Source organism: Ramlibacter alkalitolerans (genome assembly GCF_016722765.1).
In the GTDB taxonomy this organism is placed as follows: Bacteria; Pseudomonadota; Gammaproteobacteria; order Burkholderiales; family Burkholderiaceae_C; genus Ramlibacter; species Ramlibacter alkalitolerans.
Genome location: NZ_JAEQND010000011.1, coordinates 36527 through 52625 on the forward strand (window position 1 = coordinate 36527; position 16099 = coordinate 52625).

At 68.2% G+C, this 16099-nt stretch carries 17 protein-coding genes and 1 tRNA gene; 5 read left to right on the forward strand and 13 right to left on the reverse strand.

Features of this window, described 5'->3' with window-relative positions:
• Positions 1–22: 22 nt before the first annotated feature.
• From JI746_RS19305 to JI746_RS19340, 8 genes are all read right to left on the reverse strand, one after another.
• Positions 23–946: an NAD(P)-dependent oxidoreductase gene (locus JI746_RS19305; RefSeq protein WP_201691904.1), complete on the reverse strand. Its 924-nt coding sequence runs from the start codon at positions 944–946 to the stop codon at positions 23–25.
• A 264-nt stretch (positions 947–1210) separates the two neighbouring features.
• Positions 1211–2416: a 3-oxoadipyl-CoA thiolase gene (gene pcaF / locus JI746_RS19310; RefSeq protein ID WP_201691905.1), complete on the reverse strand. Its 1206-nt coding sequence runs from the start codon at positions 2414–2416 to the stop codon at positions 1211–1213.
• Positions 2417–2431: 15 nt separating this feature from the next.
• On the reverse strand, positions 2432–3073 hold the full coding sequence (locus JI746_RS19315; RefSeq protein ID WP_201691906.1) for a 3-oxoacid CoA-transferase subunit B: 642 nt from the start codon (positions 3071–3073) through the stop codon (positions 2432–2434).
• Position 3074: 1 nt separating this feature from the next.
• A complete protein-coding gene (locus tag JI746_RS19320) occupies positions 3075–3776 on the reverse strand; it encodes a 3-oxoacid CoA-transferase subunit A (RefSeq protein ID WP_201691907.1) in 702 nt (233 codons plus the stop codon).
• A 210-nt stretch (positions 3777–3986) separates the two neighbouring features.
• On the reverse strand, positions 3987–4388 hold the full coding sequence (locus JI746_RS19325) for an OsmC family protein (protein ID WP_201691908.1): 402 nt from the start codon (positions 4386–4388) through the stop codon (positions 3987–3989).
• 7 nt (positions 4389–4395) lie between these two features.
• Positions 4396–5331 carry a dihydrodipicolinate synthase family protein gene (locus JI746_RS19330; protein WP_201691909.1) on the reverse strand — a complete coding sequence of 312 codons (936 nt, stop codon included), beginning with the start codon at positions 5329–5331 and terminating at the stop codon, positions 4396–4398.
• 109 nt (positions 5332–5440) lie between these two features.
• A complete protein-coding gene (locus JI746_RS19335; RefSeq protein WP_201691910.1) occupies positions 5441–7492 on the reverse strand; it encodes a TRAP transporter permease in 2052 nt (683 codons plus the stop codon).
• Between the two features lie 7 nt (positions 7493–7499).
• The gene (locus JI746_RS19340; protein WP_201691911.1) at positions 7500–8459 is read right to left on the reverse strand and encodes a TAXI family TRAP transporter solute-binding subunit; all 960 of its coding nucleotides are present in this window, start codon (positions 8457–8459) and stop codon (positions 7500–7502) included.
• A 141-nt stretch (positions 8460–8600) separates the two neighbouring features.
• On the opposite strand from JI746_RS19340, the gene JI746_RS19345 reads away from it, so the two are divergent.
• Entirely contained in the window at positions 8601–9032 is a 432-nt protein-coding gene (locus JI746_RS19345) for a DUF1841 family protein (RefSeq protein WP_201691912.1), read from the forward strand.
• A 358-nt stretch (positions 9033–9390) separates the two neighbouring features.
• On the opposite strand, the gene JI746_RS19350 is transcribed toward JI746_RS19345, so the two are convergent.
• Positions 9391–10143 carry a c-type cytochrome gene (locus tag JI746_RS19350; RefSeq protein WP_201691913.1) on the reverse strand — a complete coding sequence of 251 codons (753 nt, stop codon included), beginning with the start codon at positions 10141–10143 and terminating at the stop codon, positions 9391–9393.
• Between the two features lie 94 nt (positions 10144–10237).
• On the opposite strand from JI746_RS19350, the gene JI746_RS19355 reads away from it, so the two are divergent.
• Genes JI746_RS19355 through JI746_RS19370 form a run of 4 tightly spaced genes read left to right on the forward strand, consistent with a single transcriptional unit; the run spans position 10238 to position 13805 of the window.
• A complete protein-coding gene (locus tag JI746_RS19355; protein ID WP_201691914.1) occupies positions 10238–11080 on the forward strand; it encodes an AAA family ATPase in 843 nt (280 codons plus the stop codon).
• Between the two features lie 4 nt (positions 11081–11084).
• The gene (locus JI746_RS19360; RefSeq protein WP_201691915.1) at positions 11085–11999 is read left to right on the forward strand and encodes a hypothetical protein; all 915 of its coding nucleotides are present in this window, start codon (positions 11085–11087) and stop codon (positions 11997–11999) included.
• 8 nt (positions 12000–12007) lie between these two features.
• Positions 12008–12604 carry a GNAT family N-acetyltransferase gene (locus tag JI746_RS19365; RefSeq protein ID WP_201691916.1) on the forward strand — a complete coding sequence of 199 codons (597 nt, stop codon included), beginning with the start codon at positions 12008–12010 and terminating at the stop codon, positions 12602–12604.
• A 10-nt stretch (positions 12605–12614) separates the two neighbouring features.
• Positions 12615–13805, forward strand: a complete 1191-nt coding sequence (locus JI746_RS19370; RefSeq protein ID WP_201691917.1) for a vWA domain-containing protein — start codon at positions 12615–12617, stop codon at positions 13803–13805.
• Positions 13806–13926: 121 nt separating this feature from the next.
• On the opposite strand, the gene JI746_RS19375 is transcribed toward JI746_RS19370, so the two are convergent.
• The 4 genes from JI746_RS19375 to JI746_RS19390 form a co-directional block, all read right to left on the reverse strand.
• Positions 13927–14001: transfer RNA gene (locus JI746_RS19375), tRNA-Arg, on the reverse strand.
• A 46-nt stretch (positions 14002–14047) separates the two neighbouring features.
• Entirely contained in the window at positions 14048–14260 is a 213-nt protein-coding gene (locus tag JI746_RS19380) for a hypothetical protein (protein WP_201691918.1), read from the reverse strand.
• A gap of 175 nt (positions 14261–14435) precedes the next feature.
• Positions 14436–15248: an alpha/beta fold hydrolase gene (locus JI746_RS19385; protein ID WP_201691919.1), complete on the reverse strand. Its 813-nt coding sequence runs from the start codon at positions 15246–15248 to the stop codon at positions 14436–14438.
• A gap of 39 nt (positions 15249–15287) precedes the next feature.
• Positions 15288–16094 carry an alpha/beta fold hydrolase gene (locus JI746_RS19390; RefSeq protein WP_201691920.1) on the reverse strand — a complete coding sequence of 269 codons (807 nt, stop codon included), beginning with the start codon at positions 16092–16094 and terminating at the stop codon, positions 15288–15290.
• Positions 16095–16099 lie beyond the last annotated feature (5 nt).

Below are 16099 nucleotides of genomic sequence, written 5' to 3' on the forward strand. Positions count from 1 at the left end.
GTGTCTCCTTCGAAAATCGCGGTCAGGACGCCAGGCCGTCGTCGACGGGCACGTTCTCGCTGGCGAGCTCCAGCCCGGCGTCCCGCGCCAGTTCCTGCAGCAGCACGGCGAAGTCGATGTGGTCGTAGCCGCGGCCCACCAGCCGCGCCACCGACTCGCGCGTCGCGGCCGCGGCCGGCATCGCCACGCCGTGCGCCCGGGCCGCGCCCATGCCGAGGTCAAGGTCCTTGAGCAGCAGCCTGGGCGTGAACGTGACCTGGTCGAAGGTGAGGTTGGTGAGCACCGGCGTCTTGTAGCGGGTGTACATGGAGCCGAGCACCGAGTCGTTGATGCTTTCCAGGAACACGTGGCGGGGAATGCCGGCCTTCTCGGCCAGCACCGTGATCTCGCACAGGTTCTGGATCACCACGCCGAACATGGTGTTGTGGGCGATCTTCCAGATGCGCGCCAGTTCGCCCTCGCCGACCCACATGGCCTTGCGGCCCATGGCCTGCAGGTAGGGTGCGGCCTCGTCGTACAGCGCCTTCGGACCCGAGGCAACGATCAGGAGCTTGCCGGCCTTGGCCACCTTGGCATTGCCGGAGACCGGTGCGCAGAGATAGGCCACGCCCATGCCTTCGAGGCGGGCGCGGATCTCGGCCGAGCCTTCCTGGGAGATCGAGGAGCTGTCGACCACCACCCGCGGCTTTTTCGTGCCGGTCACCAGCCCGCCCTGCGCGAACAGGACTTCCTTCAGGTCCTCGGTGGTGGACACCATCGTGAAGACGATGGCGCAGCCGGCGAGATCGGTCTTGTGACTGGCGATCTCCGCGCCGTACGCGCCCAGGGGTTCGGCCTTGCTGCGCGTGCGGTTCCACACGCTGACGCCGTGGCCGGCCGCCAGCAGCCGCTTGACCATGGCCTCGCCCATGCGGCCGAGGCCGATCCATCCGATCCGGTTCGCCATGCCTTCGCGTTCCTCGTGGTGTCAGGGTCGCGGCAGTGTGTTGCGCGGGCGCAGGGCTGGCAAGGAGGGCGGCGGAATTCAGTTTTCCGGCGGGAGCAAAAGGGGGACTTGCTCCCTCTCCCGCTTGCGGGAGAGGGCTGGGGTGAGGGTTGCCCTATCAGGCGCCGCACCCCCTCACCCCTACCCTCTCCCCGGAGGGGGAGGGAGTGAAGACCCGAGCGCCCCCACCCCGACCCTCCCCCAGGGGGGAGGGAGGATTTCAGTTCAGACCCGCTCGAGGATCACCGCGATCCCCTGACCGACGCCGATGCACATCGTGCACAGCGCATAGCGGCCGCCGCCCGCATGCAGCTGGTTCACCGCCGTCGTCGCCAGCCGCGCGCCCGACGCGCCCAGCGGATGCCCCAGCGCGATCGCGCCGCCGTTCGGGTTGACGCGCGCATCGTCGTCCTTCAGCCCCAGCATGCGCAGCACCGCCAGGCCCTGCGCCGCGAAGGCTTCGTTCAGCTCGATGACGTCGATCTGCTCCAGCTTCAGGCCGGTCAGCGCCAGCACCTTCTGCGTGGCCGGCGCGGGCCCGATGCCCATCACGCGCGGCGGCACGCCGGCCGTGGCCATGCCGACCACCCTCGCGCGCGGCGTGAGGCCGTTCTTCGCGGCCGTCGCTTCGTCGGCCAGCAACAGCGCGCAGGAGCCGTCGTTCACCCCGCTGGCGTTTCCGGCCGTGACGCTGCCGTCCGGCTTGACCACGCCCTTGAGCTTCGCCAGCGCCTCCAGCGAAGTCTCGCGCGGATGTTCGTCCTTGCCGACGACGACCGGCTCGCCCTTCTTCTGCGGGATGGTCACGGGCGTGATCTCGGCGTCGAAGAAGCCGCGCTTCTGCGCCGCCACCGCCTTGAGCTGCGAAGCCAGCGCCATGCGGTCCTGCGCCTCCCGCTCGATCCTGTGGTCGGTCGCCACGTTCTCGGCCGTCTCCGGCATCGAGTCGACGCCGTACTTCTCCTTCATCAGCTTGTTGACGAAGCGCCAGCCGATGGTCGTGTCGTACACCGCGTTGGTGCGCGCGAAGGCCGACTCCGCCTTGGGCATGACGAAGGGCGCGCGGCTCATGCTCTCCACGCCGCCGGCGATCATGAGCGTGGCCTCGCCGGCCTTGATGGCGCGCGCCGCCGTGCCCACCGCATCCAGGCCCGAGCCGCACAGGCGGTTGATCGTGGCGCCGGGCACGTCGACCGGCAGGCCGGCGAGCAGGCTGGCCATGTGGGCCACGTTGCGGTTGTCCTCGCCGGCCTGGTTGGCGCAGCCGTACAGCACGTCCGTCAGCGCCTGCCAGTCGACCTTGGGGTTGCGCGCCATCAGCGCCCTGAGCGGGATCGCGCCGAGGTCGTCGGTGCGCACCGAGGACAGGGCGCCGCCGTAGCGGCCGAAGGGCGTGCGGATCGCATCGCAGATGAAGGCTTGTCTCGTCATGTCAGTCTCCGGTGATCAGGCCGCGATCGGCAGGCCCACGAGTCGTTCGAGTTCGGCGGGCGACAGGCCCTCGACGCTGTCGATCAGCGCGAGCCCCTGCGGCGTGCACGCCAGCGTACACAGCTCCGTGTAGATTTTCTTGACGCAACCGATACCTGTGAGCGGATAGGTGCAGCGTTCGACCACCTTGCTTTCGCCCTTCTTCGTCAGCAGGTCCATCATCACCCAGGTCTCCTTGGCGCCGATGGCCAGGTCCATCGCGCCGCCCACCGCGGGAATGGCGCCCGGCTCGCCGGTGCTCCAGTTGGCGAGGTCGCCCGTCGCCGAAACCTGGAAGGCACCGAGCACGCAGATGTCGAGGTGGCCGCCGCGCATCATCGCGAACGAGTCCGCGTGGTGGAAGAAGGCGCCGCCCGGCAGCAGCGTCACGGGCTGCTTGCCGGCGTTGATCAGGTCGTAGTCTTCGCTGCCTTCGGCGGGCGCGGGCCCCATGCCGAGGATGCCGTTCTCGCTTTGCAGGATCACTTCGCGGCCGGCCGGAATGTGGTTCGCCACCGAGGTGGGCATGCCGATGCCGAGGTTGACGTAGGCGCCGTCGAAGATGTCCTGCGCCACGCGCCTGGCCAGTGCGTCCTTGCTGCGTTTCTGGTACGCCATCTCAGGCTGCCTTCCTGAATCCGCCGGCCTGGGTGGCGACGCGCGGGATCCTGACGATGCGGTGGACGAAGATGCCGGGCGTGACCACCGCTTCAGGATCGAGCTCGCCCAGTTCCCTGATCTCGTGCACGCTGGCCACCGTGGTCTTCGCCGCCATCGCCATCACCGGGCCGAAGTTGCGTGCGGCCTTGCGGTAGACCAGGTTGCCCCAGCGGTCGCCGGCCTCCGCCTTGATCAGCGCGACGTCGCCGTGGATCGGATATTCCAGCACGTATTGCTTGCCCTGGATCTCGCGCGTCTCCTTGCCCTTGGCCAGCTCGGTGCCGTAGCCCGTGGGGCAGAAGAAGGCGCCGATGCCGGCACCGGCGGCGCGCAGGCGCTCGGCCAGGTTGCCTTGCGGCACCAGTTCCAGTTCGAGCTTGCCGCTGCGATAGAGCTCGTCGAAGACCCAGCTGTCCACCTGGCGCGGGAAGCTGCAGATCACCTTGCGCACGCGGCCCGATTTGAGCAGCGCGGCCAGGCCGTATTCGGCGTTGCCGGCGTTGTTGTTCACGACGACGAGGTCCTTCGCGCCCTGTGCGATGAGGCCGTCGATCAGTTCGGCCGGGATGCCGGCCGTGCCGAAACCGCCGATCAGGACGGTGCTGCCATCGCGCACGTCCGCCAGGGCCTCGGCGATCGAGGCCACGATCTTGTTGATCATGCGTGGTCCTTGGAGTGGGCCCGTGGCCCGGATGATTCGATTATCGGGCTGGTGCCTGGTGGAGCTTGCGGGATGCGGTGGGAGAGGTAGGCTGGCGGTGAGCCGCGTAGCGCGAACCCCAGCGATGCGCCAAGCGCTGGGGTTCCGGCGCTGACGCGCGTCACCGCCAGCCTACGAATCCGAATCCGCGCATCGAGCCGCCAGCAGCCCCTACGAAGCCAGCGCCGTCGTGATCTCGAACTTCTTGTGCAGCGCCTTGTGCAAGGGGCACGCATTCGCCACCCGCAGCAGGTCGTCCTTCTGCTGCTGCGACAGCGCGCCGCCCAGGGTGATCCGCCGGTCCATGCGGTAGACCGCATCGTCCTCGTCGTGCACGAGGCTCACCTGCACGCTCTCCAGCGGGTACTGCTTGCGCTTCGCGTACATCTGCACGGTCAGGATGGTGCAGGCGACCAGGGCGGAGTCCAGCAGGTCGTGCGGATCGGGGTCCTGGCCGGAGCCGCCCATGGACGCGGAGAGGTCGGCGCGCCAGCGCTCGTCCTTCAGCGAGAGGTCGACGGCGGTGCTGCCCGCGATGCTGCGGCCCTGCACGGGGGCGGAAGACTGGGTCATGATGTCCTCACTCGATCTGGCGCAGGCGCCTTTCCTGGCGCTGCACAAGGAACCGGATGTCGTCGACATCCTGCGCCGAGAGTTTCGGGCCGGGCTTGCGCACGAAGTCCGAGGCGATCACGCCGCGCTCCCTGAACAGGAACTTGCGCACGGCCAGGCCGACGCCGGCCTGCTGCTCGTAGCGGGCCAGCGGCAGGTAGGCATCGAAGAGGTCGTGCGCGCGTTCGCGCTCGCCGCGCGCATGCGCCGCCACCACGTCGACCATCATCTCGGGATAGGCAAAGCCGGTCATGGCGCCGTCGGCGCCGCGCGTGAGTTCCTCCGGCAGGAACAGGCCGCCGCCGTTGCCGGTGAGGATGGACACGCGCTGGATCTCGCCCTTCTCGCCCGCGGCGCGGATCGTGGAGAGCTTGGCCAGGCCCGGCCAGTCCTCGTGCTTGAGCATCACGCAGGTCGGCGCATTCTTCAGGATGCGCAGGATCACCGCGGGCGCCATCTGCACGCCGGTGGAAACCGGGTGGTCCTGCAGCACCCAGGGCACCTGGGCACCGAGCGTCTCGCCGACCATCTGGAAGTAGGAGACGATCTGGTCGTCGGTGCGCAGGCTCGAAGGCGGCGCGACCATCACACCGGAGGCGCCGAGGTCCATGACCGCATCGGTCAGTTCCTTCATCGCGGCGAAGCCGGGCGCCGAGGCGCCGACCACGACCGGCACGCGGCCGTTCACGCGCGCCAGCACCTGCCGGACGAAGACGCGCGATTCCTCGATCGTGAGCTTGGTGGCCTCGCCCATGATGCCCAGGACGGTGAGGCCGGTGACGCCGGCCTCCAGGCAGAAATCCACCATGCGGTCGGTGCTGGCGAGGTCCAGCGCGCCGCTGTCGGTGAACGGGGTGACGGTGATGAGGTAGACGCCCTTGGCGTCGCGATCGAGTTGGCTCATTCGTGCTTTCGGGACAATCCGTCGTCCCCGCGCAGGCGGGGACCCAGAGGCACGCGCGCAGCGCTTGCGGGGAGCCCTGGATCCCCGCAAGCGCGGGGATGACGTCCAATCAGGTGACGGTGGGCCGATTCTCGCCTGCCGCCGGCGCCTCGCGGCGCAACAGCTGCATGGCCATCGCGGCGATCACGCCCGCGATGCCGGCCAGGTCGGCCATCCAGCCGGGATAGGCCAGCAGCACGCCCGCCACCAGCAGCAGCACGCGCTCGACCTTGGTCGTGCGGCGCAGCGCCCAGCCCTGGAAGCCCGCCGCCAGCGCGGCGATGCCGAGCCCGCAGGTCAGCGTCACCTCGGCGATGGACCACCAGTTGGCATTCGCCAGCGCCTTGGTGGACCCCATCAGCAGCAGGCCCTGCCCGCTCGGGTCGAGCACGAACATGAAGGGCACCAGGAACGCCGGCACGGTGTACTTCCAGCATTGCAAGGTCGTCTTGTACGGATCGCCGCCGGTGATCGCTGCCGCCGCGAACGGCGACAGCGCCGTCGGCGGCGAGACCTCGGACAGCACCGCGTAGTAGAAGATGAACATGTGCGCCGCGAAGTCGGGCACGCCCAGCTTGATGAGCGCGGGCGCGGCGATGACGGCGCAGATGATGTACGAGGCCGTGACCGGGACCGCCAGGCCGATGATCCACACCACCAGCGAGGTGAAGATCGCCGTCAGCAGCAGCGAGCCGCCGGCATAGTCGATCACGATCTGGCTGAACTTCAGGCCCAGGCCGGTGAGCGTGACGACGCCCACGATGATACCGGCGCCGGCGCAGGTGGTCGCCACGTTCAGCACGCCGATGGAGCCGCCTTCCATGGCCTTGATGAAGGGCGAGTTCCACAGGCGCCTGAGCACGCCGGGGCCGCGGAAGATGTCGTACGGGATCAGCGCCGTGTCGCGCCGCAGCATGCTGGTGAGGCCGGACACGACCGTGGCCCAGAACACCGACAGCACGGGCGAGAAGCCCCACAGCATGAAGAAGACGATGGAGACCAGCGACAGGAAGTGGAACCAGTAGCGCCGCGTCAGGTGCCAGACCGTGTCGACCTTCTCGAACACCGTCTCGTGCATGCCGTATTTGCGCGCGTCGATCTCCACCATCAGGAACAGCGCGAAGTAGAACAGCACCGTCGGGATGCACGCCATCAGCAGCACATCCAGGTAGGAGATCTTCAGGAATTCGGCGATCAGGAAGGCCGCGGCGCCCAGCACCGGCGGCGAGATGATCGCGCCGAGGCCGCCGGCGGCCAGCAGCCCGCCCGCGGCATTCTTCTCGTAGCCCACCTTCTGCAGCATGGGATAGGCGACCGAGCCGAGCGTCACGGTGGTGGCGACGCCCGAGCCGGAGGGCCCCCCGAGCAGGAACGAGGCGAGCACCACCGTGCGGCCGGCGCCGGTGGGCTTGCCGCCCATGGCGGAGAAGGAGAAGTCGAGGTAGAACTTGCCGGCGCCCGAGTACTGCAGGAAGGCGCCGAAGATGGTGAACAGGATGATCAGCGAGGACGACACGTCCACGGCGCTGCCGAAGATGCCCTCGAGCGTCATGTACATCACGCCGACCAGGCGGCCGACTTCGTAGCCCTTGTGCGTCCAGGGCGCGGGCAGCAGGGGGCCGCCGAGCGCATAGAGCAGGAAGCAAATGCAGATCACCGGCATGATCCAGCCCGAGGTGCGGCGCATGCCCTCGAGCACCAGCGCGATCAGCGCCACGCCGAACACGATGTCCATCGGCAGCGGCGAGGTGTTGCGGTCGGTGAAGTCGTCGCCGCCCTGGATCGCATAGACGACCACCGCGATCGCCAGCAGCGCGGCGATCCAGTCCCACCACATCACGCGGTGGCGCCACCGCGCCGAGATCGGGAAGACCAGGAACACCAGGAAGAGCACGAAGGAGACGTGCACCGGCCGCAGCGTCTGCGTCGGCACGATCGCATAGGCCGTGTACAGGTGGAAGACGGACATCACCACCGCAGTCAGCGTGATGAAGATGGCGAGCCCGCCTTTCAGCTTGTTCGCCGCGCCCTCCTCCTGCTCGATGTACTCCTCGGCCTTGCGCAGTGCCGCCGCCTCGATGTCGGCGCTCAGCTGCGCCCGCTCTGCCTGGTGATCGCTCATCGCCGCATCAGTTCAGCTTGATGCCCTTTTCGGCGAAGTACTTGACGGCACCCGGGTGCCACGGGACCGGCGTCGCGTCCTTCTTCTGGTTCTCCAGCTTGAAGTTCTCGGCTTCCTTGTGGACGGCCACGATCTCGGGCTTGTGGTCGAACACGGCCTTCACGATGTTGTAGGCCGTCTTGTCGTCCATGCTGGCATTCGCCACCAGGATGTTCTGCACGGTGGCCTGGTGGTTGTCGGCTTCCATGCCCCGGTACACGCTCTTGGGGATCACGTCCTGCACGTACAGGTTGCCGTACTTCTTGTTCATGGCGGGCACCAGCTCCGCGTGGTCGATCATCTTGATCTTGTTGCCGGGGGTGTTGGCCAGGTCGGACACGGCCGCGGTGGGCAGGCCGCCGACCCAGAAGAAGGCGTCGATCTTGCCGTCCTTGATCGCGTTGACGGATTCGGCGACGCCCAGGCGCTCGCGCTTGAGGTCCTTGTCCTTGTCCAGGCCGGCGGCTTCGATCAGGCGGAAGGCCATGACTTCGGTGGCGCTGCCGGGAGAGCCGGTCGACACGCGCTTGCCCTTCAGGTCGGCGAACTTCGCGATGCCCTTGCCTTCCACCGTCACGACGTGCATGCGGTTCGGGTACAGCACCATCAGCGTGCGCACCGGCACCTTGCCGCCCTTGAACTTGTCCTCGCCGTTGAGGGCGTCCTGCGCGGCGTCGCTCATGCTGAAGGCGACGTACGGCTTGCCGCTGCCGATCAGCTTGAGGTTGTCGACCGAGCCGCCGGTGACTTCGGCCGTGGCCTGCATGCCCGGCACGTACTTGGACAGCACGGCCGCGAGGCCGCCGCCCATGGGGTAGTACACGCCCCCGGTGCCGCCGGTGGCGATCGAGATGTTCTGGGCTTGCGCTGCCATGACCACCGCGAACGCGGCGATCAGGCCGAGGAAGACGGTCCTGAGGAACTTCATGCTTGTCTCCGTGGTGTTGACACTCCGGCTGCGGGTACGCGGCCGGGCGCGTTCATTCTGTCAGTGAGGCAGGGGCAGGTGTGTGGGGGGTTTCCAGCACCCCGGAACGGTGCACCCCTGTTGGCGTGCTAACCTGAAAGCATGTTCAACCCGTCCCAGGAAGACGTGCGCCGCTTCTTCTGCAGCGTGCACGCTAAGGCCCGCGCCGGTGAGCTGCTCGATGCGCTCGAGACACTGGCGAGCGAATGGCTCAAGGAGCATCCGGAATACGACCCGGACATGCAGGACGCGCAGGCGGCCGTCGCCCGGGTCTACGACGGATCGGGCGGCCAGGCGAATCCCTTCCTGCACCTGTCCATGCACCTGTCGATCAGCGAGCAGTGCTCGATCGACCAGCCGCGCGGGATCCGGCAGGCGGTCGAACTGCTGGCCGCGCGCCGCAACTCGCTGCACGATGCGCACCACGAGGCGATGGAGTGCCTCGGCCAGATGCTGTGGGAAAGCCAGCGCTCCGGCAGGCCGCCCGACGGCCAGGCGTACGTGGAGTGCGTGCAGCGGCGCGCGACGCGCTGAGGCCTCGCAAAGCGATAGCTGGCGTTCCGGCGGTTGCCTCCGGACCGGACCAGGACGGCTCCCTGTCCGCCTCTGCGACTGTCCTCCGGCGCGGTTGAGAAACTGGCGCGAAGCTGGCGTCGCGCCCGCGCCTCCCCCTTATGTCGCCGAGTCGGACAGGGACCCGTCCTGGTCCTGCGGTGTGCGGGCGGGAGACGGCTGTCCCCTGCGACGGTCGCACGAGCCGCACTATTTCGCGTCGCCATTGGAAGGGGCCGCAGACAACAGAGTTTCCTCCCGCCATCGGCGAACAGAAACACGAAAGCGGCCAGTGGCCGCTTTCGTCGGGAGTCCTCACCGCGCAAGCGCGCGGACGCCGTCAACGGTGGTGGAAGCGCGGCTCCGGGATCGTCGCGACTTCGCCATCGAGCGAGCCGAGGTACTGCGAGATGGCCTTGAGTTCCGCGTTGGAGAACTGCTTGGCGATGGCGCCCATGATGCCGTTGTTGCGGCCCACGGCGGGATTGTTCTCGGTCTTGTAGGCCCGCAGCGCCTGGAACAGGTAGTCGGAATGCTGGCCGGCGATCTTCGGGTAGCTGGGATCGATGGGCTTGGAGAAGTTGGCCCCGTGGCACGACGCGCAGTTGGCCTTCTGGATCAGGCCGGCGACCTGCGAATCGGGCTCGTGCTGCTTTTCGGGAGCGGCCTGGCGTTCGTCCTTGCCGAGGTTCTCGTAGAAGGCCGCGATGTCCGCGATGTCCTGCTCGCTCAGCGTCTCGGCGATGCCGCGCATCGTCGGGTGCTTGCGGTCGCCGGTCTTGTACGCGTTCAATGCCGAGGCGATGTACTTGGCGTTCTGCCCCGCGATCATCGGCACCTTGTACACCTCGGGGAAGCTTGACTGGTAGCCCTTGATGTTGTGGCAGCCGAAGCACATGGCCGTCTTCGCTTCGAGGGACTTGGGGCTGGCAACGGCCTTCGCCGGGCCGGGGCCCGTGGCACCCGGAACCGCCGGTACACCGGGGTTGCCGCTCGCGCCCGCATTGGGCGTCTGCGCCTCGGCCATCGAGGCCGCCAGCGAGGTCACGCAAGCGACAGATAGGGCAAAAACGGTGGTCAACAGATTCTTCATTTTGCGCGCACAATCTGACGGAGGTCAGTTTCTTACGATCAACCGGCGATTATAAGGGGCCCTCACCCCCTCGCCCTCCCATCCCCCCGCATCCATGAAGTTCCAAGGTTCCCAGAACTACGTCGCCACGCAGGATTTGATGCTGGCCGTGAACGCATCCATCACCCTGAAGCGGCCCCTGCTGGTCAAGGGCGAACCGGGCACCGGCAAGACGATGCTGGCGGAGGAAGTGGCCGAGGCGCTGCAGATGCCGCTGTTGCAGTGGCACATCAAGTCGACCACCAAGGCGCAGCAGGGCCTGTACGAATACGACGCGGTGAGCCGCCTGCGCGATTCGCAGCTGGGCGACCAGCGCGTCAAGGACATCCACAACTACATCGTCAAGGGCGTGCTGTGGCAGGCCTTCACCGCCGACCAGCCGGTGGCGCTGCTGATCGACGAGATCGACAAGGCCGACATCGAGTTCCCGAACGACCTGCTGCGCGAACTGGACCGGATGGAGTTCTACGTCTACGAGACGCGCGAACTCGTGAAGGCCACGCACCGGCCGCTGGTGTTCATCACCTCCAACAACGAGAAGGAACTGCCCGACGCCTTCCTGCGCCGCTGCTTCTTCCACTACATCAAGTTCCCCGATGCGGAGACGATGAAGCAGATCGTCGACGTGCACTTTCCCGGGCTGAAGAAGGAACTGCTGGCGGCGGCCCTGAAGACCTTCTATGACGTGCGCAACCTGCCGGGCCTGAAGAAGAAGCCCAGCACCTCCGAGCTGCTGGACTGGCTGAAGCTGCTGGTGGCGGAGGACATCCCGATCGAAGCGCTGCAAAGCAAGGACGACAAGGTGGCCGTCCCGCCGCTGGTGGGTGCCCTGCTGAAGAACGAACAGGACGTGACCCTGTTCGAGAAGCTGGTGTTCATGCAGCGCCACAACCGCTGAAGCCATGCAGCGCGCTGTCCGTTCCCTGTTGTTCGCCGCCGCCTGCCTCGCCGCCGGCGCGCAGGCACAGACCGCGGCCGCACCGCGCGCCCCGAACGAGGAGCTCAAGCGGCTCTGCGCCACCATCGCCATGGCGCCGGCCGACCCACGCGAGGCCGCGCGCCGCGCCGAATGCGTGCTTGCCGGCGCGATCCCGAGCACGAACCGCTTCGAGGAGGCCCGCGTGTTCGCACGCTGGGCGCTCTCCAAGGGCGAGCCCGCCGGCGGCCTGATGCTGTACCTGGCGTTCCAGAACGATCCGGCCAACCAGTTCCTGCGCGAAGGCCGCATCGATCCCGAGCGCTACCGGCAGCTCGCCACGCGCACCCTGGAGCAGCGGCGCGAGCAGGTCGACGCGATCGAGGGCCTGGGCTTTGCCGCCGGCCGCAACTACCCCGGCGCCGGCCCGCTGCTGGCCGCCTACTTCCACGACACGCTGGCACCGCGCAACGTGTCGCGCCTGGGCGCGCTCACCGCCTTGTTGATCCGCAATGGCGAGCATGGGTCCGTGATCGAGCGCTTCGCCCGCGAAGCCGATGCGATCGCCCGCGACGGCGCCGGAACGAAGGCGTCCGCCCGCGTGTTCCTCGAAAGCTACCGTGAAGCCGCCGCCGCCGCGCAGCAGGGCTACCGCGAACAGGCCGGCGGCAAGACCTGCGAGGACGTGCAGCTCAGGTCCGTCAGCGCGGGCGAGATCCAGGGCGCCGAATTCCTGCCGCTCACCGGCACCCTGGTGGCGGAAAGCTACCTCGTGCGCGGCCACTGGAGCGAGTTCTGGACCTTCCGCGCCTGCGGCCAGGAAGTGCCGGTGAAGCTCACGTTCCAGGCCGATGGCTGGGGCGGCAGCAGCACCGCGGCCAGCTACAACAAGGGCACCTGAGGCGCGCGATGAAGAAGCCCGAGCCCGTGACGCTCGCCGAAGCCGACCTGCGGCTGGAGCCGCTGACGGCGGACCACGTGGCGGCTCTCGAAGCGGCTGCGCATGACGGCGAACTGTGGAACCTGCGCGTGACCTCCGTGCCGGCGCCAGGCGAGACGGCCGCCTATGTCGCCGCCGCGCTCCAGGGCCGCGAGGACGGCCACATGCTGCCCTTCGTGGTGGTCGATGCGCCCAGCCGCCGCGTGATCGGCAGCACCCGCTACCACGACATCGTGCCGGCGGTGGAGCGGCTGGAGATCGGCTACACGTGGTACGGCAAGTCCTGGCAGCGCACCCACGTCAACACCACCGCCAAGCTGCTGCTGCTGCAGCACGCCTTCGAGACGCTGGGGGCGCAACTGGTGGGCTGGCGCACCGACAACTACAACTTCGCGAGCCAGCGCGCCATCGAGCGCCTGGGCGCGAAGAAGGACGGCGTGCTGCGCCACCATGCGCTGCGCCGCGACGGCACGGTGCGCGATACCGTGATGTACAGCCTGGCGGCGGGCGAGTGGCCGGAGGTGAAGGCCCACCTGCGCTACCAGCTGGCACGGCCGCGCGACTGAGGAGATCACGATGCTGATCGACTTCTTCTACACCCTGCGCAGCGCCAAGCTGCCGGTCTCCGTCAAGGAATACCTGACGCTCGTCGAGGCGCTCAAGGAAGGCGTGGTCGGCCCGGCCAGCGACGGCGCGTACAGCATCGACGACTTCTACTACCTCGCCCGCACCGCGCTGGTGAAGGACGAGAAGCACTACGACAAGTTCGACCGCGCCTTTGCGGCCTACTTCAAGGGCGTGGAGCTGATCGCCGACTTCACGAAGGACATCCCGCTGGAGTGGCTGCGCAAGAACCTCGAGCTCGAACTCTCGCCGGAGGAGAAGGCGAAGATCGAGAAGATGGGGTGGGACGAGCTCATGGAGACGCTCAAGAAGCGCTTCGAGGAGCAGAAGGAACGCCACGAGGGCGGCAGCAAGATGATAGGCACCGGCGGCACCTCGCCGTTCGGGGCGCATGGCTACAACCCGCAGGGCATCCGCATCGGGCAGGACAAGGGCCGCAACAAGAGCGCGGTGAAGGTCTGGGACCAGCGCGCCTACAAGGACTACGACGACAGCCAGGAACTGGGCACGCGCAACATCAAGATCGCGCTGCGCAGGCTGCGCAAGTTCGCGCGCGAAGGCGCCGAGGAGGAACTGGACCTCGACGACACCATCAAGTCCACCGCCGCCAACGCGGGCTGGCTCGACATCAGGATGGTGCCGGAGCGGCACAACAACGTGAAGGTGCTGCTGCTGATGGACGTGGGCGGCACGATGGACGAACACATCCACCGCGTCGAGGAGATGTTCTCCGCCGCCAAGGCGGAGTTCAAGCACCTGGAGTTCTACTACTTCCACAACTGCGTCTACGACTTCATGTGGAAGAACAACCGGCGGCGCTTCAGCGAGAAGTTCCCGACCTGGGACATCATCCGCAAGTACAACAAGGACTACAAGCTGATCTTCGTCGGCGACGCGACGATGAGCCCGTACGAGATCCTGCAGCCGGGCGGCAGCGTCGAATACAACAACGAGGAAGCCGGCGCCGAATGGCTGCAGCGCCTGACCAGCGCCTTCCCGAAGTTGGTCTGGATCAACCCCGAGCCGCAGGGCGTCTGGCAATATCGTCAGAGCATCTCCGTCATCCAGCAGCTGGTGAACCACCGCATGTACCCGCTCACTATCAAGGGCCTCGAAGAGGCCATGCGGCTCCTGGTCAAATAGCGCTGCCCGTTCTCGCCACCGCTCCGCCCCCTCTCCCCCCCGGGGGAGAGGGCTGGGGTGAGGGGGTTCCTGAAAGTTCGCACCGACAGCTGTCGATGGTGCAGCGGCGCGCCAGCGCCGCTGGTACCACCGACAGGAATCGAACCTGTATCTAGCGCTTAGGAGGCGCTCGTTCTATCCATTGAACTACGGCGGCGGGCCGCCATTGTATGGCGGGGCGCGCAGCCCTTCCGCGCCGGGGCTCAGAAGTAGCCCATCTCCAGCGCCCGGATCGCGACGAAGCTGCAGGCGGCCGTGAGGAGCAGGAGCCAGGCGCCCGGGAGCGCGTTGAGGCGGGGGAACAGCAGCAGCGCGGTGAGCCGGCGCGAGCACTCGCAATCGCGCCCTTCGCGGGAACACTCCGCGTACGCGCCCTGGGGCAGGGCGGCTCGGCGGGGCGCGAAGGGCAGTTGCATGGGGGTGCGGACTGTGCTGTGGTCTGTTCCCAGAGTAGGCAAGCGCGGCGAACGGCATTGTAGGCAACTTACTACACGCGCCGTGAGAAGCGGGATGGACGGCGCCGCCCACAACATGCCGCCCCAGGTCGGACGCGGCGCCGCTGCGATGCTGCAGCGCCGCATGCAGCCGGCATCAGCGGCCGATGAAGTCCGCGATCGCGGCGAGGAACTGCTGCGGCGCCTGCAGCTGCGGCACGTGCGCGCAACCTGGCAGCAGCACGAAGCGCGCCTGCGGCAGCAGTTCTGCGAGCTCGCGCGCCATCTCGGGCGGCGTGGCCTCGTCCTGCTCGCCCACCAGCACCAGAGCGGGCAGGTGCACGCCGCGTGCCTGCGCCCGCAGGTCCAGGGAAGCCAGCGCCTCGCAGGCCGCGTGGAAGGTCTCGGGGTGCACCGCCACGAAACGCGCGCGCCGCTGCTCGATCAGTTCCGGATGCGCATCCTGGAAGGCGGGTGCGAACAGGCGCCGCATCGCCACCCCGGAGATCGCCGCCAGCCCCTTGGCGGCCGCGGCGGCCGACATGTTGCGGAAGGCCTGGCGTCCCGGCTCGGAGAAGGCGGCACCGCAATCCGCGAGCACCAGGCGCGCGGCGATGGCGGGATGGCGGATCGCCGTGAGCAGGGCGACGAAGCCGCCGTAGCCGTTCCCGAGCAGGATGGGCGACTGCTCCAGCCGCAGGCCGCGGATCGCATCCGCGGTGCGGTCGGCCACGGCTTCGAGGCCGCCGGTCACCGGGTGCGAGCCGCCGAAGCCGGGCAGGTCCAGCATGAACACGCGATGGGTGGCGGCGAGCAGCGTGGCGAGCGGCTCGAAGCTGGTGCGATCCGCCAGCAGCGAGTGCACCAGCACGATGGGCCGCCCAGCGCCCAGCACGCGCGCGGTGACCGTTTCGTCACCGACGGCGATGCGCAGTTCCTCGCCCAGGGGGGCTTGCGGAGTGGGGGACATGGGGGCCTTTCGTTTCCTTGCGTGGTAGGGGGTGCGGCTTCAGGCGGCGTGGCGCTGCAGCCAGTCGAGGAGCAGGCGGTTGAAGCGCTCGGGCTGCTCCATCAGGAAGAAGTGGCTGGCGTCGTCGAACATCTCGGTGCGCGCGTTCGGCAGGCCTTCGCCGAGGATGCGGGTGGCCGTCGGGGAGCAGATCGGGTCGGCGCCGCCGGCCATCACCAGCGCCGGTTGCGTGATGCGGGCCAGTTCGCCGCTCGTGTCGTGCGCCTGGCAGGCCTCGTTCTGCCGGCTGTAGCAGGCCGGCAGCCGCGTTTCGCCTCCGAGCAGGCGTTCGATGGCGGCCACCTGCTCCGGGTGCGTGTTGAAGAAGCCCGCCGAGACGAAGTTCTGCACCGAGTGACGCGCGTGGTCGGCCCAGCTGCCGCGCCATTCGAGCGCCTCGCGCATGTTGGACAGCACGCGCCGCCCGAGCGGATCGAGCCGCGCGAACGAGGCGCACAGCACCAGCGAGGCGACGCGCTGCGGCGCCATCAGCGCCATGTGCTGCGCGATCGCGCCGCCCATGGAGCGGCCGACGACCTGCGCGCGCGCGATGCCCAGGTGGTCCATCAGGCCCAGCGTGTCGGCCGCCAGGTCGCGCGTGCTGACCGGCTCGTCCACCTGCGTGCTGCGGCCGGCGCCGCGGTTGTCGAACGCGACGACGCGAAAGTGCGGCGCCAGCAGCGCGAGCTGCGCCGTCCAGGCGCCGAGGTCGCCGGCCAGGCCGTGGATCAGGACGACCGCCGGGCCCTGCCCTTCCTCCACGTAACGCAGCGTGTAGCGATCGACGCGCGCTTCCATTTCCTTCATCCGGT